Annotated in this window: 23 protein-coding genes; 16 read left to right on the top strand and 7 right to left on the bottom strand. The window is 62.1% G+C overall.

Going from position 1 to position 18,758, the window contains the following annotated elements:
* Positions 1–311: 311 nt before the first annotated feature.
* A complete protein-coding gene (locus tag QKW60_RS19505; RefSeq protein ID WP_282371198.1) occupies positions 312–647 on the bottom strand; it encodes a DUF1491 family protein in 336 nt (111 codons plus the stop codon).
* A gap of 102 nt (positions 648–749) precedes the next feature.
* Positions 750–1,658 carry a GTPase Era gene (era, locus tag QKW60_RS19500; RefSeq protein ID WP_282371196.1) on the bottom strand — a complete coding sequence of 303 codons (909 nt, stop codon included), beginning with the start codon at positions 1,656–1,658 and terminating at the stop codon, positions 750–752.
* A 168-nt stretch (positions 1,659–1,826) separates the two neighbouring features.
* Here era and trmB point away from each other — a divergent pair, with 168 nt between their 5' ends.
* The 4 genes from trmB to QKW60_RS19480 all read left to right on the top strand — a co-directional run bounded on the left by trmB (position 1,827) and on the right by QKW60_RS19480 (position 5,540).
* The gene (trmB, locus tag QKW60_RS19495; RefSeq protein WP_282371195.1) at positions 1,827–2,519 is read left to right on the top strand and encodes a tRNA (guanosine(46)-N7)-methyltransferase TrmB; all 693 of its coding nucleotides are present in this window, start codon (positions 1,827–1,829) and stop codon (positions 2,517–2,519) included.
* A 49-nt stretch (positions 2,520–2,568) separates the two neighbouring features.
* Positions 2,569–3,630, top strand: a complete 1,062-nt coding sequence (locus tag QKW60_RS19490) for an amidohydrolase family protein (protein WP_282371194.1) — start codon at positions 2,569–2,571, stop codon at positions 3,628–3,630.
* Positions 3,631–3,696: 66 nt separating this feature from the next.
* On the top strand, positions 3,697–5,046 hold the full coding sequence (aroA, locus tag QKW60_RS19485; RefSeq protein ID WP_282371192.1) for a 3-phosphoshikimate 1-carboxyvinyltransferase: 1,350 nt from the start codon (positions 3,697–3,699) through the stop codon (positions 5,044–5,046).
* Positions 5,043–5,540 carry a hypothetical protein gene (locus tag QKW60_RS19480; RefSeq protein WP_282371191.1) on the top strand — a complete coding sequence of 166 codons (498 nt, stop codon included), beginning with the start codon at positions 5,043–5,045 and terminating at the stop codon, positions 5,538–5,540. Before aroA ends, QKW60_RS19480 begins: the two co-directional genes overlap by 4 nt.
* A gap of 16 nt (positions 5,541–5,556) precedes the next feature.
* Here the strand turns inward: QKW60_RS19480 and QKW60_RS19475 are convergent, their stop codons facing one another.
* From QKW60_RS19475 to QKW60_RS19460, 4 genes are all read right to left on the bottom strand, one after another.
* The gene (locus QKW60_RS19475) at positions 5,557–6,036 is read right to left on the bottom strand and encodes a YHS domain-containing (seleno)protein (RefSeq protein WP_282371190.1); all 480 of its coding nucleotides are present in this window, start codon (positions 6,034–6,036) and stop codon (positions 5,557–5,559) included.
* A gap of 39 nt (positions 6,037–6,075) precedes the next feature.
* A complete protein-coding gene (gene bchE, locus QKW60_RS19470; protein WP_282371189.1) occupies positions 6,076–7,629 on the bottom strand; it encodes a magnesium-protoporphyrin IX monomethyl ester anaerobic oxidative cyclase in 1,554 nt (517 codons plus the stop codon).
* A gap of 75 nt (positions 7,630–7,704) precedes the next feature.
* Complete coding sequence (locus QKW60_RS19465; RefSeq protein WP_282371187.1) at positions 7,705–8,346, bottom strand: cysteine hydrolase family protein; 642 nt, start codon at positions 8,344–8,346, stop codon at positions 7,705–7,707.
* Entirely contained in the window at positions 8,343–8,786 is a 444-nt protein-coding gene (locus QKW60_RS19460; RefSeq protein ID WP_282371185.1) for a MarR family winged helix-turn-helix transcriptional regulator, read from the bottom strand. The genes QKW60_RS19465 and QKW60_RS19460 overlap by 4 nt, the downstream gene beginning before the upstream one ends.
* Before the next feature lie 97 nt (positions 8,787–8,883).
* Between QKW60_RS19460 and QKW60_RS19455 the strand changes: the two genes are divergently transcribed.
* The 6 genes from QKW60_RS19455 (at position 8,884) to QKW60_RS19430 (ending at position 13,334) form a co-directional block, all read left to right on the top strand.
* A complete protein-coding gene (locus QKW60_RS19455; protein ID WP_282371182.1) occupies positions 8,884–9,480 on the top strand; it encodes a (d)CMP kinase in 597 nt (198 codons plus the stop codon).
* Between the two features lie 108 nt (positions 9,481–9,588).
* Positions 9,589–11,274, top strand: a complete 1,686-nt coding sequence (gene rpsA, locus QKW60_RS19450) for a 30S ribosomal protein S1 (RefSeq protein ID WP_282371180.1) — start codon at positions 9,589–9,591, stop codon at positions 11,272–11,274.
* 294 nt (positions 11,275–11,568) lie between these two features.
* Positions 11,569–11,850, top strand: coding sequence for an integration host factor subunit beta (gene ihfB / locus QKW60_RS19445; protein ID WP_282371178.1), 282 nt, complete (start codon positions 11,569–11,571; stop codon positions 11,848–11,850).
* Between the two features lie 9 nt (positions 11,851–11,859).
* A complete protein-coding gene (locus QKW60_RS19440; protein ID WP_336619177.1) occupies positions 11,860–12,219 on the top strand; it encodes a LapA family protein in 360 nt (119 codons plus the stop codon).
* Positions 12,220–12,240: 21 nt separating this feature from the next.
* Positions 12,241–12,891 (top strand): phosphoribosylanthranilate isomerase, encoded by a 651-nt coding sequence (locus QKW60_RS19435; RefSeq protein WP_282371177.1) that lies wholly within the window; start codon positions 12,241–12,243, stop codon positions 12,889–12,891.
* Entirely contained in the window at positions 12,888–13,334 is a 447-nt protein-coding gene (locus tag QKW60_RS19430; protein WP_282371175.1) for a GNAT family N-acetyltransferase, read from the top strand. The genes QKW60_RS19435 and QKW60_RS19430 overlap by 4 nt, the downstream gene beginning before the upstream one ends.
* 3 nt (positions 13,335–13,337) lie before the next feature.
* Here QKW60_RS19430 and QKW60_RS19425 read toward each other — a convergent pair whose 3' ends face one another.
* Complete coding sequence (locus tag QKW60_RS19425; protein WP_282371174.1) at positions 13,338–14,372, bottom strand: endonuclease/exonuclease/phosphatase family protein; 1,035 nt, start codon at positions 14,370–14,372, stop codon at positions 13,338–13,340.
* A 136-nt stretch (positions 14,373–14,508) separates the two neighbouring features.
* Between QKW60_RS19425 and trpB the strand changes: the two genes are divergently transcribed.
* The 6 genes from trpB to QKW60_RS19395 all read left to right on the top strand — a co-directional run bounded on the left by trpB (position 14,509) and on the right by QKW60_RS19395 (position 18,756).
* Complete coding sequence (trpB, locus tag QKW60_RS19420) at positions 14,509–15,741, top strand: tryptophan synthase subunit beta (protein ID WP_282371173.1); 1,233 nt, start codon at positions 14,509–14,511, stop codon at positions 15,739–15,741.
* Between the two features lie 347 nt (positions 15,742–16,088).
* On the top strand, positions 16,089–16,415 hold the full coding sequence (locus tag QKW60_RS19415; RefSeq protein ID WP_282371172.1) for a hypothetical protein: 327 nt from the start codon (positions 16,089–16,091) through the stop codon (positions 16,413–16,415).
* A 135-nt stretch (positions 16,416–16,550) separates the two neighbouring features.
* Entirely contained in the window at positions 16,551–17,000 is a 450-nt protein-coding gene (locus QKW60_RS19410; RefSeq protein ID WP_282371171.1) for a hypothetical protein, read from the top strand.
* Positions 17,001–17,039: 39 nt separating this feature from the next.
* Positions 17,040–17,600 carry a helix-turn-helix transcriptional regulator gene (locus tag QKW60_RS19405; protein WP_282371170.1) on the top strand — a complete coding sequence of 187 codons (561 nt, stop codon included), beginning with the start codon at positions 17,040–17,042 and terminating at the stop codon, positions 17,598–17,600.
* 294 nt (positions 17,601–17,894) lie between these two features.
* Entirely contained in the window at positions 17,895–18,218 is a 324-nt protein-coding gene (locus tag QKW60_RS19400) for a hypothetical protein (protein WP_282371169.1), read from the top strand.
* A 109-nt stretch (positions 18,219–18,327) separates the two neighbouring features.
* A complete protein-coding gene (locus tag QKW60_RS19395) occupies positions 18,328–18,756 on the top strand; it encodes a hypothetical protein (protein WP_282371168.1) in 429 nt (142 codons plus the stop codon).
* The last annotated feature ends 2 nt before the right edge of the window (positions 18,757–18,758 follow it).

Below are 18,758 nucleotides of genomic sequence, written 5' to 3'. Positions count from 1 at the left end.
ACTCGAACCGTGAGTCGCACCTAGTCAGGATTCCGTAACTTCCTGTTACCGCTTGTTTCTGTTTCCCTTGCGGCAACAGTTCCCGCACCATGCACCGCATGTCCAGTCTTCGGTCGGTGAGGGTCGGTACTGACATGTGCTTGTCCCGCTTTGGCGGCAGCCGGTCGGCATGACCGGGTGTCCTTTCTTAACCTAGGTCGGACGCCGCCGGTATTTGAGGATATGGAAACATGTTTGACGAAAGGTTGAGCAGCCGTGTGGCCGTTTGCGGGCATTCTCACGACCGGCGACGGCTGCCTCAGTCGCTAATTTCACTCGGCCAGCCCGTCCTCATCCAGCAATGTCCGTCCCTCGCGGTTTTCGATCTCGACCACCCAGAGGTCGGGATCGCTGCGCCGCTGACGCGCGATCGAGGCGTCTACATCGGCCTCGGCGCCCTCGGCCAGCACCACCCAGACCCGCGCGCCAGTGAACAGGTCGAACGACCGCTGAAACAGGCGCGCCTGCCCGTCGAGCGTGGCAAGCTTCACCAGCACCGCACCCGCCGTCGCATCCCCGCGCGCCACGATATAGGCCGGGATATGCGCCGCCTGCAGCCGCGCCAGATAGGCGCGCACCCAGAAGTCCGCGGTCAGCCGGGCGCTCACGACGCCCCTCCCACTTTCTGTCGAGAAATACTCCCGCCGGAGGCAGGCCGCCGAGCGGGGGCTCGATGCCCCCCGAGGCGGCACCAGTTGCGGAAAAGGACGTTAATCGCCATCCTTGAACTCAAGGCCCATCTCGGAATAGCGCTCCTTCTCCTCCAGCCAGTTCGGCCGCACCTTGACTTGCAGGAAAAGATGCACCGGTCGGCCGAGAAACTCCGTCAACTCGGCGCGCGCGGCCTGACCGACCGCCTTGATCGTCTCGCCCTTGTGACCGAGCACGATGCCCTTGTGCCCGTCGCGGGCGACATAGACGAGTTGGTCGATCCGGGCCGAGCCGTCGGGTTTTTCTTCCCACCGCTCGGTTTCGACTGTCAGCTGGTAGGGCAGTTCCTCATGCAGTCTCAGCGTCAGTTTCTCCCGCGTGACTTCGGCGGCGATCATGCGCAGGGGAAGGTCGGCGATCTGGTCTTCGGGGTAGAACCACTGACCCTCGGGCAGTTCGGCGGCCAGCCATTTCTTCAGGTCCTCGACGCCATGGCCGCGCTCGGCCGAGATGAGAAACGTCTTCTCGAACGGATAGGCGGCGTTCAGCTCTTCGGTCAGGGCCAGAAGGGCCTCGGCCTTGACCCGGTCGATCTTGTTGATCGCAAGCGCCACGCGCACGCCCTTGGGCAGTTCATCGGCGATACGGTCGATGATCGCCTTCACACCCTCGGTCATCCCGCGATGCGCCTCGATCAGAAGAACGACGATATCGGCATCTGCCGCGCCGCCCCATGCCGCCTTGACCATCGCGCGGTCAAGCCTGCGGCGCGGGCGGAAGAGACCCGGCGTATCGACGAAGACGATCTGCGCCTCGCCCTCCATCGCGATGCCACGGATACGGGAGCGCGTCGTCTGCACCTTGTGGGTGACGATTGACACCTTTGCCCCGACCATTCGGTTCAGAAGCGTGGACTTGCCCGCATTGGGCTCTCCGATCAAAGCGACAAATCCGGCACGGGTGGTCATGGGCATTCCTGTCTGGGGTTCGCTCAGCCCTAGCCGATTCCGCTCTGGCATGCCAGCGGGCGTGTTTTAACGTTCGTGTCCCATGGCGGGGCAGGCTTGGACCCCGTCGCAAGTGCCAAGGTCAGCACCATGGTTGCGATATGCGCGATCCGGCGCTAGAGGGGCGCCATGACCAGCCCCGACCAGCCCCGCCGCAATTTCTATGGCCGCATCCGCGGCAAGACCCTGCGTGCCAGCCAGAAGACCTACCTGAACGAGGATCTGGGGGCCTTGCAGCCCAGCGATATCACGCGCGAGGAAAACCCCGACCGCCGCCCGATCGACCCCGCCGCCATCTTCGGCGACGCGCGTGATGTCTGGCTGGAAGTGGGCTTTGGCGGGGGCGAACACCTTGTACATATGGCCGCACGAAACCCTGATGTCGGCATCATCGGCTGCGAACCCTTCATCAACGGGGTGGCGATGCTTCTGGGCAAGATCCGTGATGCAGGCGTCACGAACCTTTCGGTCCATCCCGGCGATGCGCGCGATCTTATGGATGTCCTACCAGACGCCTCCATCGCCAAGGCCTTCCTCAACTACCCCGACCCCTGGCCAAAGAAACGTCATCACCGCCGCCGCTTCGTGACGCCAGAACATCTTCTGCCGCTGGCCCGCGTGATGAAGCCGGGCGCAGAGTTCCGCGTGGCGACCGACATTCGCGACTATGTTCGTCAGACGCTGAAAGAGGTGCCGAAGGCCGGGTTCGATCTGGTCGGGCAGGGGGCGGAGCCGTGGGAAGACTGGCTGTCCACCCGGTATGAGCAGAAGGCCTTGCGGGAAGGCCGTGAGCCGCATTACCTGACCTTCCGGCGCCGCTGACCGAAGGAGGGAAATGTGCTAGAATGCCCGCATTTCAGAGGGCATTTCCATGGCGCATATCCGGATCACCAACTGCCACGTTCACACGTTCACTGACCAGCATGTGCCGGTTCTCTACCCGCATCCGCTCTTATGGATATTCAAGAAGGTGCCGGTTCTCGTGCGCTTTCTTGCTTTTCTCTTTCGTTTCGTGGGGCACGAAGCGATTGCCGACAACCTCGACCGTCTCTTCCGTTTCAGCCAGGAATCGGGCGTGAAGCGGCAGTCCGACCTGCTCGACCGGCTCGTGCCGCATTACCCGCCCGATACGCGCTTCGTGGTTCTGCCGATGGAAATGGCCGGGATCGACCACGGCAGGGTGCCGGTCGGTCTTCGCGATCAGCACGACGAACTGGCAGAAATGGCGAAGTCAGAGCGGTATCGCGACCGGGTGCTGCCCTTTGCCACCTGCGATCCCCGCCTGCCGGGCGCGGCGGATGAGGTGCGCCGCTGCATTGAGGAACACGGGTTCCGCGGGCTGAAGCTCTACCCGCGTCTCGGCTTCGACCCCTATCACCGGGTGCTGATGGACGAGGTGTATCCAATGCTTGTCGAAAGGAACCTGCCGGTGATGAGCCATTGCTCACGCGGCGGTGTCACCGGCAAGGGCATCGTTGATGATGTGGCCGACATGTATACAAGACCGCAGGCCTTCATCCCGGTGATGAAGGCCTTCCCCGAACTGCGCGTCTGCCTAGCCCATTTCGGCGGCCAACGCGACTGGCGCGCCTATGTGGAGGACGGCGTGGACACGACCGACCCCGACGCGGTCGAGGGCAACTGGCAGGTTGCGATCCGCCGGATGATCACCTGCGGTAATTATCCCGGGCTTTGGACCGATATTTCCTACACACTCTTCCACTTCACCGACTTCGTTCCGTTCCTGCGGCTCTTTCTGGAAGACGAAGATGTCGCCTCGCGCGTCCTGTTTGGCTCTGACTATTATATGACCCGGCAAGAAGTACTGTCGGAACGCGCCGTGTGTTTCCGCCTGCGCGTGGCTTTGGGCGAAGACCTCTTCCGCCGCATTGCCGAGACCAATCCCTCGATCTGGCTCGGCGAAGAAGTTTGACCGGGCTGGACCGTTCCGCGGGCTTGCGCTAGGGCAGGGGCCGAGTTCAGCGCGAAGGAAGCCCCGATGTCCGCCCATGGTGATCCGATCCCGATGACCGCCCGCAAGTCGGGTCCCCTGAAGGGCCGGGCCGAGGTGCCGGGGGACAAATCGATCTCGCACCGCTCGCTGATCCTTGGTGCGATGGCGGTTGGCGAAACCAAGGTCACGGGTCTTCTCGAAGGGCAGGACGTTCTCGATACCGCCAAGGCGATGCGGGCCTTCGGGGCCGAGGTGATCCAGCACAGGCCGGGTGATTGGTCGGTCCATGGCGTTGGCGTGGGTGGTTTCGCCGAGCCGTCGAGCGTCATCGACTGCGGCAATTCCGGCACCGGTGTGCGGCTGATCATGGGGGCGATGGCGACGACACCCATCACTGCGACATTTACGGGCGATGCGAGCCTCAACAAGCGGCCGATGGGAAGGGTGACCGATCCCTTGGCATTGTTCGGGACGAAGGCCTATGGCCGTCAGGGCGGCAGGCTGCCGATGACCATCGTCGGCGCGGCCGATCCGGTGCCGGTGCGCTACACCGTGCCGATGCCCTCGGCGCAGGTGAAGTCCGCCGTATTGCTGGCCGGGCTGAACGCGCCGGGCCAGACTGTGGTGATCGAAAAGGAGCCGACCCGCGACCATTCTGAACGCATGCTGCGGGGGTTCGGTGCTGACCTGACGGTGGAAGCCACCGATGAGGGCCATGTCATCACCCTGACCGGCCAGCCGGAGCTGAAACCCCAAACGGTCGCCGTTCCGCGCGATCCGTCCTCGGCAGCCTTTCCCGTTTGTGCGGCGCTGATCGTCGAAGGGTCGGACATCCTCGTCCCCGGTGTCAGCCAGAACCCGACCCGAAACGGGCTTTACACCACGCTGGTCGAGATGGGTGCCGATATCGAGTTTCAGAATCCGCGCGAGGAAGGCGGTGAGCCGGTCGCCGACCTGCGCGTAAAGGCATCATCGCTGAAAGGCATCGAGGTGCCGCCAGAACGCGCGGCCTCGATGATCGACGAATATCCCGTCCTGTCCGTAGTCGCGGCCTGTGCCGAGGGCAAGACGGTCATGCGCGGGGTCAAGGAGCTGCGGGTCAAGGAAAGCGACCGGATCGACGCCATGGCGCGCGGACTGGAAGCCTGTGGCGTGCGGATCGAGGAGGATGAGGATACGCTCATCGTCCACGGCATGGGCCCGGGCGGCGTGCCGGGCGGGGCAACCTGCAAGAGCCATCTCGACCACCGGATCGCGATGTCCTTCCTTGTTCTCGGCCTTGCCGCGCAGAAACCGGTCAGCGTCGATGACGGTTCACCCATAGCGACCTCCTTCCCTGTCTTCGAAGGCCTGATGACCGGCCTCGGCGCCTCGGTCGAGCGGTCGAACAAGTGACTGACGGGGCGTTCAGGTCGGCTGCCATAACGGCGGCTCTCCTGTTCGTTGCGATGGTTGCCGCGAGCTCGATGGAGTGCAGCGGGGTCTGGGCTGTTTGCAGCTTCGACGCACCGCATCTGCCCTATGGGGCCGGGACCGCGCGGGACTATCTGGCGGCTTTGTCCGAAGGTGCGCTGTGGCGGTATCTCTGGATTGTACAGGCGCTGGATCTCATTTTCCCGGCACTTCTCTGTATTACCTTCCGCGAGGCGTTTGAGCGTTGGGCGCCAGAGAGGCTGGCGCGACGATTGACCAAGGTCGCGGTTTTTGCAGCCGGGATCGACTATCTGGAAAACGCGCTCATCCGGGTGATGCTGAAGAACCCCGAAGGTTTCGCTGAGGTCGTTGCCACGGCGACAAGTCTTCTGACACTTGCGAAATGGCTGCTTCTCGCGGTGCTGTTCGGCGCGCTGGCCCGGCTTTGGCTGGGTCAAAGGCGCGCGCCCCGGTAGGGACGCGCGCGGGACATCAGAGTTCACTCGCCGCGACGTGCTCGATCTTCGCCCAGTTCTCGGTGGCCTTGGTCAGCGCGCCCGAAACATCCTCAAGGAACAGTTCGCGTGTCTTGGCATTGAGGAAGACATAGAGCTTGCCCTCATGCGCGACCGCATGGCGCGGATCGCCGTCGAACTTCTTGCCGACCGAGACGCCATAGGTGCAGAAGCCGCCGTTCTGCGGCTCATAGGCGGCCGGGTTGGCGTCGAAGGCGGCCTTGTTCCCGGCCGAGGCGAAGTAATAGGCCGCGCCGTTCAGGACGGAGGAGAACTCGCCCTCGCCGGTGACGACATCACCGTTCACGAGCGCGACAGGGTCTGCGCCGTGAAGGCCGACAGGCGCCCCGGCATAGGAGAGGCCCGGCGCGATGTTGAGTTCATCGGCCGCGAAAGCGGGGGCGGCGAAGACCGGCAGGGCGGCGGTCAGGGCGGCGATAATGAGAGTGGGTTTCATCAGGTTTCCTTTCATGGGTGACGGGGCGCGTGCCCCGGTTCATCGCAGATAGGCGGGGACCTTGGTGCCGCCCATGATCGTCCGTCCCGTTTGTTTTTCCGATCGTCCCGAACGCGACAGCGCCTCTTCATCAAATCGCCCGCCGCCCCAGAACTCAGCCACGCTCGGCCCGGCCCGCCGCCTTTCGCGAAAGAGGAAGGACAACACCTCATGCAACACGACCCGCCGTCCCATGCGGGAATACCAGCGCATTGCGTGGCGGATTTCGGGGTCAGGGTGCAGGTAGGTCCGCCAGAGCGCCCTCGGCCTCAGTTGCAGCGTGGCCTCGACGGTCTTGACCCACAGAAAGACACGCCAGGCCGGGACGTTCGGGGTTTCCAGCACCTGATGCTTGTAATCCCACAGGCGCAGGTCGGGTTGGATCACCCGGCGGGTCGCAGACTGAGCATGGAAGGGCGTCCACCGATGCGGGGTGGCATAGATCGACATGACCTGATCGGGGTCATAGGCCAGAAGCTGACGCAGCATGCGCCAATAGTCGCGATCGGTTTCCTCCTCGAAGCCCACGGCGAAGGTGCAAAGACCGATCATACCATGCTGGCGCAAAAGCCGAATCGCCTCGCGGTCCTTTGACCGGCTGCCGCCCTTCTTGATCGCATTCAGCGTCGCCTCGTCGGTGCCCTCCATCCCCAGAAGAAAGCGCAAGACGCCCGCCTTCTTGTAAAGATGCAGGATGTCGGCATCCCGCACGATATCGTCGGCGCGGGTCGAGCCGATGATCGTGACTTTCACATCCTCGGCGATCAGAGCCTCCAGAAACGCTTTCCAGGCGCGGCGTGAGGAGGTGGGGTTTTCGTCCGCAAGGTTGATCAGTTCAACGCCATGGTCGCGCACCAGCCGGGCGATCTCGGCCGCGAACCTGACCGGATCGCGGTGGCGCCAGCGGGTCCAGAAGCCGCGCTGGCCGCAATAGGTGCAAAGGTGCGGGCAGCCGCGCGAGAACTGCAGGATGACAGCCCTGCGCCCGCCCCAATAGGAATGCCGGGCGAAGTCGATCAGTTCCCAACCGATGCGTGCGCTGTCGAGGTCGGTCAGCATCGGGGCGGGCGGTGTCGCGACGGGGGTTTCGTTTTCGCGGTAGGCAAGGCCCGGGATATGGTCGAATGGCATCCCGGCTTCCAGCGTGGCCAAAAGCCGGGGCGTTGTCACCTCGCCCTCGCCGCGCACGATGATGTCGACCTCTGGCACTTCGACCAGCACATCCTGCCAGTGATAGGTGGGAAAGACCCCGCCATATATGATCGTGACCTCCGGCCGGGCCCGTTTCAGCACGCGGGCAATTTCGACCACGGTCGGATGGGCGGAACTTGAACCCGAATGACCGATCAGCACCGCATCGGGGCGGTCATAGAGGCATTCGACGACGATCCGCGCCATCTCCATCGGGCCGGGATCGGCATTGACCAGCCGCACCTGATGGCCTGCGTCGATCAGGGGGCCGCCGATGCAGAGCAGACCGAAGGGTGGCAGATGCTCGTCCGGGATACGGCTACCGATGGCGGTGTGGGGCGGGTTGAGAAGCGTCAGGCGCATGGGGTCTCCGGTCTGTTGGTCAGACCGGAAGTAGCGCGGCAGGCAGCAGGCGACGGTAAGGGCTTTAGCAGAGCTTCAGCAGAGCGTAGCAACGGTTCCGACGGTCACGCCCTGCATCTGGGCCTGCCGCGCGGCCTTGTCCCAGCCAGTGTCGCGCGCGGTCAGGATCGCGTCGGAAAGCAGGGTCACGTTATATCCACGCTGTATTGCCGCCAGACATGTGACGCGAACGCAGTGCTCACCGTCCAGACCGGCGATCCGCAAATGCGCGACATCATGTTGTGCAAGCAGGCGGTCGAGTTCGCCGGATGCAAATGCATCCTGCACCTCCTTGCTCAGAACATGGTCCGACAGGGCGGCAGCCTCCGGCACAAGATCGCTGCCGGCTGTGCCGTCCATCCCTTTGCCGCCGAGGGCGAGCCGCGCAAGCAGCCGCAGGGACCGGCTGCGCACCGTCTGCCGGACCGCGATCACCGGCCATCCGTTGCCTCGCGCCTGAACCGCAGCCCGGGATACCGCGTCCAGGGCCTGGGCGCGTTGCGCGGGCGGATAGGGGCCATTGTCGAGGAAATCCTTCTGCAGGTCGATCAGCAGCAGGGCGGTTCCCTTACGCCGGTCACCGATATGTTCGGCGCGGCTGATCCGGACGAAGCGCCAGAGTGTGATGGCGAGCCAGAGGAAGACAGCAAGGGCGGCGAGCGAAACTGCGAGTATCATGCCGGTTCTTCCCCGTTGATCTGCCGGAATGCCGAAATCAGCCCTTCGCTTACCCGCTTCGCTGCGGCGATGTCGTTGGGGTCGAACTGCAGTGCGATTCTTTCGACAATTGTCGCTTCACGGGTCAGGGCCTTGCCAATGGCGTCGCGACCCGCCTCGGTCAGGTTCACCAGATGTGATGCCTTGTGGGCCGGGTTCGCGTGACGCGCGGTGAATCCCGCCGCCTCTGTCTCGTTGACCATGAGCTGGACATATTGGCGCTGGATCGACAGGCGGCGCGCCAATGCGGGCACGGTCATTGGTCCGTCGGAAAAGAGGATCTCAAGCACTGCACGCATTCTTACCGTCAGGCCAGTGCCATCGAGGCCCGCGGCAACGGCAGTTTCAATTTGCTGAAGCAGGGGCCGGGTCTGCCAGATGATTGTGTATAGATCCTTCATGACATGTACATTGTCAAAATGACATTAATACTGTCAATAGTGCCGAATTGAGCTTGCCGATACTTTGGCCTAGTCAGAGTCCCGGAGGAGTCGACGCATGATCTTTACAGTGGCAATCGACGGACCGGCGGCGGCGGGCAAGGGCACGATCAGCCGCGCAGTTGCGGCGCATTTCGGCTTCGCCCATCTCGATACCGGGCTGCTCTATCGCGCCGTTGGCGCAAAGGGCGGCGATCCGGTGGAGGCCGCACGCCGCCTGAACGAAGCCGACCTGACCCGCGATGATCTGAGAACATTGGAGGCCGGGCAGGCGGCCAGCCGGGTTGCCGTCATCCCCGAAGTGAGGGCCGCGCTGGTCGAATTCCAGCGCAGCTTCGCGCGCCGCGAGGGCGGTGCGGTCCTTGACGGGCGCGACATCGGAACGGTGATCTGCCCTGAGGCGGAGGTGAAACTGTTCGTTACGGCAAGCCCCAAGGTGCGCGCCCACCGACGCTGGCTGGAAGTGGGTGGCGACGAGGCCAAGGTTCTGGTCGAGGTGATCGAGCGGGACAAGCGGGATGCGGAACGGACCACAGCGCCGTTGAAACCCGCCGACGATGCGGTCTTGCTAGATACGACGGAACTCTCTATAGACGCAGCCGTCCATAAGGCGATTGAAGCCATAGAAAAACGGATAGAGCAGGGTCGGGCGTAAGCTGCGGCCCTTTGTCTTTGTCCGGGGCCTGCCCGAAGGACGCGAAACCAAAGACCGGCGGAGCCAACCGCATGGCCAGAAAACGTGATGAAAAGGAACTGAACACGCATGTGCGCTAAAGCGACCATGGAGGAATTCGAAGCCCTCCTTAAAGAAAGCTTCGAAATTGACACCCCCGAAGAGGGTTCGGTCGTCAAAGGCAAGGTCATCGCCATCGAGGCGGGCCAGGCCATCATCGATGTCGGCTACAAGATGGAAGGCCGCGTCGATCTGAAAGAATTCGCAAATCCCGGAGAGCAAGCCGAAATCGCCGTCGGCGATGAGGTTGAGGTTTATCTCGACCGGGTCGAGAACGTGCGCGGCGAGGCTGTCCTCAGCCGTGAGAAAGCCCGCCGCGAAGAGGCGTGGGACCGTCTCGAAAAGGCCTATGCCGCAGAAGAGCGCGTCGATGGCGCTATCTTCGGCCGCGTCAAGGGTGGCTTCACCGTCGATCTGGGTGGCGCGGTTGCGTTCCTTCCCGGTTCGCAGGTCGATGTCCGTCCGGTGCGCGATGCAGGCCCGCTTATGGGCATGAAGCAGCCGTTCCAGATTCTCAAGATGGACCGCCGCCGGGGCAACATCGTTGTGTCGCGCCGCGCGATCCTCGAGGAGAGCCGCGCCGAACAACGTGCGGAAGTCATCGGCAACCTCACCGAAGGCCAGACGGTCGACGGCGTGGTCAAGAACATCACCGAATACGGTGCGTTCGTTGACCTTGGCGGTGTTGACGGCCTTCTCCACGTCACCGACATGGCATGGCGCCGCGTGAACCACCCGAACGAGATCCTGTCGATCGGCGAGACCGTGAAGGTTCAGGTCATCAAGATCAACAAGGAAACCCACCGTATCTCGCTCGGCATGAAGCAGCTTCAGTCCGATCCGTGGGATTCGGTCGAAGAGAAGTTCGCGCTGAACTCCGTCCACAAGGGCCGGGTCACGAACATTACCGACTACGGTGCGTTCGTCGAACTGGAAGCGGGTGTCGAGGGCCTCGTCCACGTCTCCGAAATGTCCTGGACCAAGAAGAACGTCCATCCGGGCAAGATCGTCTCCACCTCGCAGGAAGTGGACGTCATGGTGCTGGAGATCGACACCGCGAAACGCCGCGTTTCGCTCGGCCTCAAGCAGACGATGCGCAACCCGTGGGAAGTTTTCTCGGAAACCCATCCTGTGGGCACCGAGATCGAGGGCGAAGTCAAGAACATCACCGAATTCGGTTTGTTCATCGGTCTCGAGAACGACATCGACGGCATGGTTCACCTCTCCGATCTCAGCTGGGAACAGCGTGGCGAGGATGCGATCCAGAACTACCGCAAGGGCGACGTGGTCAAGGCCGCTGTCACCGAAGTGGATGTCGAAAAGGAGCGTATCTCGCTTTCCGTCAAGGCACTCGGCGAAGACACGTTCTCGGATGCGGTTGACGGTGTGAAGCGGGGCTCGGTCATCACCACGACCGTCACCGCGATCGAAGACGGCGGCATCGAGGTCGAGTACAACGGCATGAAATCCTTCATCCGCCGTTCGGACCTCGCCCGCGACCGTGCCGACCAGCGCCCCGAGCGTTTCCAGGTCGGCGACCATGTCGACGCCCGCGTGACCAATGTGGACAGCAAGACCCGTCGTCTGGGCCTGTCGATCAAGGCGCGCGAGATCGCCGAAGAGAAGGAAGCCGTGGAACAATACGGTTCGTCCGACTCGGGCGCTTCGCTCGGCGATATCCTTGGCGCGGCACTCAAGGGTTCGGGCGACAAGTAAGCCTGACAGCATGACAACCAGAACGGCCCCGCCATCGGCGGGGCCGTTTCCGTTTCGGAAACGAATCGGTTGGATCAACTCCCCCTGACTGACCCCGCTTGCGTCCTCTCGGGCCAGAATGCTGCGCCGCAGTGTCGGGTCCGACGTCGATTCCCGGCTTTTCAAAGCACAAAGACGACGGAAGTCCTCGCTTTTCCAAGGGCTTTCCTGTTTGTCGGCGAGCAGATTGCGCCTATAGTTCGAGCAAAGAAAATCTGCGGCTGCCGGTAAGATGGCCGACAAGGGGGGTTGTGAATGATCCGGTCCGAATTGATCCAGAAGATCGCCGAAGAGAATCCGCATCTTTTTCAGCGTGACGTCGAGCGGATCGTGAATACGATCTTTGAAGAGATCATCGAGGCACTGGCGCGTGGCGATCGGGTCGAACTGCGCGGTTTCGGGGCGTTTTCGGTTAAGAAGCGCGATGCCCGAACCGGTCGAAATCCCCGCACGGGTGAATCTGTCGAGGTCGAGGAAAAGCATGTTCCCTTCTTCAAGACCGGAAAGCTCTTGCGGGACCGTCTCAACGGGGGGTAAGGATCGCGCATGTTGCGCATGCTTCGCCTTCTCTTTCTCGCCCTCCTCGGGATTGCCCTGATTGCCGTTGCCTCGGCCAATCGTGGTCTGGTGACTTTGCGGCTGCTGCCTGAGGAACTGGACCAGTTCCTCGGCATCGGGTGGTCGCTTGAGGTGCCGCTCTTCCTCGCGATCTTTGCCGGGATTGTCGCGGGTCTTGGGATCGGCTTCGTCTGGGAATGGTTCCGTGAGGCGAAACACCGCGCCGCCGCCAGCCAGCACAAGCGTGAGGCCGGGCGTCTGGAAAAGGAAGTCAGTCGACTCAAGGCGGAAAAGCCCGAGGCAGAGGACGATGTTCTGGCGCTGCTTGAGGGTCGCAAGGCGGGCTGACCGGTTCCCCGGAGGGGTTATTTGGATATCCGCGTGAAAATCTGCGGGCTGAAAGAGCCCGCCCATATCGAGGCCGCCGTTGACAACGGCGCAGCCTATATCGGTCTGGTCTTTTTCCCGAAATCTCCCCGGCATGTTGAGATCCCTACGGCTGCACGGCTCGCGCTCATGGTGCCGCCCGGTGTGGCCAAGGTGGCTCTGACGGTGAACGCGACCGATGCCGAGCTGGATGCGATCACGTCTGCCGTGCCACTCGATATGTTGCAGTTGCACGGCGCGGAAAGCCCCGAACAGGTTGCCGAGGTCCGGGCCCGCTATGGATTGCCGGTGATGAAAGCCGTGGGCGTGGCGGAAGCCGGTGACCTGAAGGCCATCGAAACCTATGGCAAGGTCGCCGACCAGCTTCTGGTCGATGCGAAACCGCCCAAGGGCGCGGCCCTGCCCGGCGGTAACGGCCTTGCTTTTGATTGGCGACTGGTCGCGAAGAAATACTGGCCCTGCCCGTGGATGCTGGCAGGCGGCTTGACGCCCGACAATGTTGCCGAGGCGATCCGCCTGACCGGGGCGCGACAGGTCGATGTGTCGTCTGGTGTCGAAAGCGCGCCGGGCGTGAAGGACGCCGATCTGATCCGTGCCTTCATCGCCGCGGCAAAAAGAGCGGTGTCCGTATGATCCGGTTCCGCGAGGCGCGGCGTGACGACGTTCCAGCGATCGTGGCGCTTCTCAGGGACGATGCGCTTGGTGCGGAGCGCGAAGGTGCGTCACTCGATGATTATTATTCCGCCTTCGATGCAATAGCGACCGAAGGCGGCAATACGGTTATTGTCGGCGAGGACGACGGTCGGATCGTGGCAACCTATCAGCTCACCTTCATCACCGGCCTGTCGCTGCGCGCCACGCGACGGGCGCAGGTGGAAAGCGTCCGCGTTGCTGTCGACCTGCGAGGGCAGGGGATCGGGCAAGTGATGTTCGCCGATGCCGAGGCCCGCGCCCGTGCCGCGGATTGCGGGCTCATGCAACTGACGATGAATGCCGACCGGCACGACGCAAGGCATTTTTACGAGCGTCTGGGATTCACGCCATCGCATACCGGGTTCAAGCGCCGTCTCGACTGAAGATCAGACAACCGCATCGGCGGCGGGCTTGTAGACGAACCGCGCGCGCACAACACCGTGATCGCCGGTGCCGGTTTCCTTGTGGTCGTCAATGTTCAGGTGATCGTTCGCGATCTCCAACCCGTCGAAGGCCCAGATCCGCTTCTTTGAGTTGTCGTAGAATTCCTGGCTGACAAGAATGTGGTCCAGCGACTCGCGCATGTCCTGATAGAGATGGGTGTAATAGACATCTCGTTCGCTGCGGTACTGCTGCAGCGTCTGTGCCGAGTATAGGTCGTTGTCGCCTCCGCCTTTCGACAAAGTGGTAAGGAAGCGCGGCTGGCCGGTCAGAATGTTCTGGGTGTTGGAATGCTGGCCGTCATTGCAATCACCGATCACCACGACTGGTGTGTCGGTGTTCTTCATCTCTTCGGTCAGGATCATCCTCAGCGCCATCGCCTCGGCCGTGCGGCGGATGGTCGACAGCGCGCCACCGATCGCCTCGGAATGGCGGCCATGAACATCCTTGTCGTACCAGGATTCGCGGAAGATCTGGGTCGGCCCCTTGGATTTGAAATGACAGACGAAAACCACGACCTCAGGCGCGTTGGAATGCGGCTGGATCGTCAGGCGCAGAACAGGACGTGAAAAGGCGTCGATCAGCACTTCGATATCCCCGGTCTGGCTGTCATCGCCGCCGCTTTTCAGGATGAAGTCGGGGGGAAAGTTTTCGATCCAGCGGGGCGTGCCGGTCAGTATCGCCGAGCGCACGGCGGCGGCGCAGACGATCTTTTGCCCCGCATGTCCTGGCGGTGCGATGGCGGTGTATTCCCCGTCGAGCCCGGCTGTGGCCAATGCGGCCGACAGGCTGTCGGCATGCCACAACTCCTGAAAGCCGAAGACATCGGCCTTCATGATCCTCAGCATCACTGCGGTCCAGGCGATCTTGCGGTCATAGGCATCCTGATCCCAGCCATCGGTGTCCTTATAGACGGCGAGGCCGGGTTCGTTGAGGTTGTAGAGGTTGAAGCTGGCAAAGCTGACGCCGCGACGGGCCATGGCGGTCTCCGGTAATCAATGAACCAATGGCCTTATCCTATCATAAATGCATGTCGGATTGCTGACTGGCGTTCCGGCATCTTTACGCGCCGCCCCAGCCGCGCTAAGCCCGGGCCTGTCAGGAGAGGGCAGACACATGGCCAATGATCAACTCAACAGCTTCATGACGGGTCCGGATGAGCAGGGCCGGTTTGGTATCTTTGGTGGGCGCTTCGTCAGCGAGACGCTGATGCCGCTGATCCTCGATCTGGAAGCGGAATATGAGAAGGCCAAGACCGACGACAGTTTCTGGGCCGAGATGGACTGGCTCTGGAAACACTATGTGGGCCGTCCCTCGCCCTTGTATTTCGCCGAACGCCTGACCGAGCATCTCGGCGGCGCAAAGGTCTATATGAAGCGCGACGAGTTGAATCATACCGGCGCGCACAAGATCAACAACGTGCTGGGGCAGATCATCCTCGCACGCCGCATGGGCAAGATACGGATAATCGCCGAGACTGGCGCGGGCCAGCACGGCGTGGCCACTGCGACGGTCTGCGCCAAGTTCGGCCTGAAGTGCATCGTCTATATGGGTGCTCATGACGTAGAGCGGCAGGCGCCGAACGTCTTCCGCATGCGGCTGCTGGGGGCCGAGGTGGTGCCGGTCACCTCGGGCCGCGGCACGCTCAAGGACGCGATGAACGATGCGCTGCGCGACTGGGTCACCAATGTACGCGACACGTTCTATTGCATCGGCACGGTGGCGGGGCCGCATCCCTATCCGGCCATGGTGCGCGATTTCCAGTCGATCATCGGCAAGGAGGTGCGCTGGCAACTGGCCGAGCAGGAGGGCGAAGGCCGCCTGCCGGATACCGTCATCGCCGCGATCGGCGGCGGGTCGAACGCCATGGGCCTCTTCTACCCGTTCCTCGACGATCCGTCGGTCAACATCATCGGCGTCGAAGCTGGTGGCAAGGGTGTTGACGACCGCATGGAGCATTGCGCTTCGCTCACCGGCGGGCGTCCGGGCGTGCTGCATGGCAACCGGACCTATCTGTTGCAGGACGACGACGGCCAGATCCTCGAAGGCTTCTCAATCTCGGCAGGGCTCGACTATCCCGGCATCGGACCGGAGCATTCCTGGCTGCATGAGACGGGCCGCGCAAAATATGTGTCGATCACCGACAAGGAGGCGCTTGAGGCGTTCCAACTGTCCTGCGCACTGGAAGGCATCATCCCGGCACTGGAACCCAGCCACGCACTTGCCCATGTGATGAAGATCGCGCCGACCCTGCCGAAAGACCATATCATTGTGATGAACATGTGCGGTCGGGGCGACAAGGATATCTTCGCCGTGGCCAAGCATCTAGGCTTCGATATCCGCACCTGAGAGCTTCCAAGATCCGTGCCGAACTCTAGCGCTAGGCGATTCGCCTGGTGCGATCGAGTGGCTGTCTGGAACTTTCCGAAACGGCGTGTGCACTGCATTTCTTGCTAACGCATTGTTCTTAAAACGACTTATCGTCTCCATTTCGGAAGCAAAAAAGACCTCTGCATCACATTGATGCCGTAATCTCCCATTTTTTGGGGTCCCTAAACTACGGTTTATGGCCGTCTCCCGTCGGTTTATGGCGTTTTCCGGGCAGTTGCGGATCAATTCGGGACGTGGGCCGCGCCGAAGATGCGGGTGCAGAATGAGCGTCGCTTACCAGTGCAAAGTTGAGAAGGAAAAGACAAATGATCCATATGACCGATATTACTGCTTCGCCGTTTGAAAAGGTGACCATCCTGCGTCCGGCCGCGAATCTCGGGCAGCTCGTCCGCGATCAGTTGAGCGCACTGACCGCCAGCGGCTATGCCCAGGTGGATGTCCGTTGGAACAGCGACATGCTGCTTATCGACGCAAAAAGCGATGATGGCTATGTCTGCCGCGTGTTCAACGCCGATGGCGCCTGCGTGATGGAGCAGATTGACCGGCGCGGAATCGGCGTGGAACGGCATTTCGAAGAAGACGGAATAACGGTGATTTCGGAAGAGATCTTTGGCGAATCCGAGGATCGTTGACGAACGCGCAACCAAAACTCGCAAAATTCCGAAAATTCTTGTGATATAGCAAGAGTTTGTACACCATCCCGCGTGGGGGCGGTGTGTAGTGCGAATATGACGAGACGCGGTTTCCTCCTTGCTGGTGCTTGCCTAGTGGCGACAGCCGGCTCATCTTTGGCCCTGTCCTTTGACGACGATGTCGCCGCCAGGCTGCTCCGCGAGGGATACCGCATCACATATCGCAAGCGAACGTGGCTTGGCCGTGTCAGGTTCAAAGCGCAGAAGGGCAAGACGATCCGGGAGGTCGTTGTAGACCCGACCTCGGGCGAAGTTCTGCGCGATTATTCGGAAAGTGCGTCGTCGCGCGACGAGAAATCGGCAGAATCCAATGGATCTGGTGGAGGTGCCGGCAGCGGCGGTTCCGCTGGTGGGGAAACCGGAGGCGGTGAGACCGGAGGCGGTGAGACCGGGGGCGGCGAGACCGGTAGCGGCGGGACCGGAAGCGGGGAATCCGGGAGCGGAGAATCCTCGAAGGAATCCAACAAAGAATCCAGCAACGGCAAATCCAAAGGCAAACCTGACAAAGGTAACGCCGATGGGTAAGGATCGCCGCCGCCTTGACAGCGTGAGGGGGAGGTCGTGATGCGCCGCTCCAAGCGTGATCTGATTGCACTATCGCTGTTGCTGGTCGTTCAGGTGTTCTGCGCCTCACTCCTGGTTGGTGAGACACTTCTTCGCGCCCTCGGCATTCAACATCGTCCGATGAGCTGGGAACTGCGCGAATTACTTGAGATCGGCGCGGTGCTTGGTCTGGTCTGCGGCGCTTTAGTGGGGATCATTCTTCTGGCACGGGGCCTGCGCCGACAGAAGCGGGCCGAAGAACAATTGCGACAGGTTTCCGGTGCGTTCATGGAACTCATGCAGTCCCGCTTCAGCGACTGGGGCCTGACGTCGGCCGAACGCGATGTGGCGCTGTTTTCGATCAAGGGTCTGTCCATGCAGGAAATCGCTGCGTTGCGAGGGACCGCCGAGGGGACGATCAAGGCCCAGACCAATGCGATCTATCGCAAATCTGGTGTCTCCGGACGGCCGCAACTGTTGTCACTCTTCATTGAAGACTTGATGGACGACAACATGATTCCCAAGATGCCGGAAAGCCTGCATCACATTGAATCAGGACCAGCCATTCAATTGGTGAACTGACCGAAACCGGTGGGAACCCGGATTTAGATATAAACTTTCAGCTGATGACACTGAGGGGCCGAGGCAGAGTGGTGACCTCGGCGTCTTTCCGCCCGACGCCAAGTCCTTCGGTCCTAACAAAAGTGCCGTAAACGGACGTTTATCCGCGATGCGGCTTGGCAAAGATCGGCGCATAAACCTCCGAAACATGGCCAGTGTGGGAAGAAGCCGCTTTGTGTGAGGCGGGCCGCATGTCGCGGCGCCAAGCCGGGTCGGCCAATGTCGGCACCGGCCTCAGAGCAAAGGACAACCGAAATGAAATACTCCGTACTTCTTGCTGCGGCATTGGCATTTGCCGGTGGGATGAGCCACGCAGAAGGTCATGTGGAAACGGCCGCGACGGGTGAAGGCACGGCGGCAACCACGTCAGAATCATCAACCGAAGGCACAACGATCATCACCGAAGGGACTGGCGGCAGCGAAAACGGCGCTGGCGGCGAGGCTTCCGGCGGCGGTGAAGGGCCCAGTGGTGGCGAGGGTTCCGGCGGCGGCGAGCACTCGGGCGGCGGCGAAGGTGCCAGCCCAGGCGAAGGTGGTGGCGAAGGTGCCAGTGGTGGCGAAGCCGGATCCGCTGGCTAAGGCGAATATCCGCCGGACGCGCCTCGGGGCGTGTCCGGCAGCTTGCGGACTCCCCCCGGCCCGGCGATATTCGCGGTAAGGGGTACGCCGTCACCGGGAGGGCGGACCTGTGTCAGGTTCAAAGTTCGTGTTTGGCACGGTGCTTTGGTTCACCCTCGCATTGTCGGCGGGTGCATCCGATCTTGTGGGCAACGTGTCGGATCAGTTGCGGGCTCAGGGTTACGACCGGATTACGGCGTCTTCAACTTGGCTCGGTCGTATACGGATCGTCGCCGGCAGGTCCGATGGTATGCGCGAAATCGTGCTCGATAGCCGGACCGGCGAGGTGCTGCGCGATGTCTGGCAAGTGGCTCCGCGGACCGGCGGAACGCCTGACGCCGTAGCGCCGTCGTTGATGGAACGACCTGCCAAGTCCGGCGTGGATGGGGTCACAGTCAAACAACCCAATGCCGCGAACTGGGACAATGGCGACGACGCGTCTGCTTTCGCGGGGAGCACTGAAGAGAGCGAAGCTGGCGCGGCTGACGTGCCTGATTGAGA

This window comes from Albidovulum aestuarii (genome assembly GCF_029961185.1).
Taxonomy (GTDB): Bacteria; Pseudomonadota; Alphaproteobacteria; order Rhodobacterales; family Rhodobacteraceae; genus Albidovulum; species Albidovulum aestuarii.
This window is presented reverse-complemented; position numbering and strand designations above follow the sequence as displayed.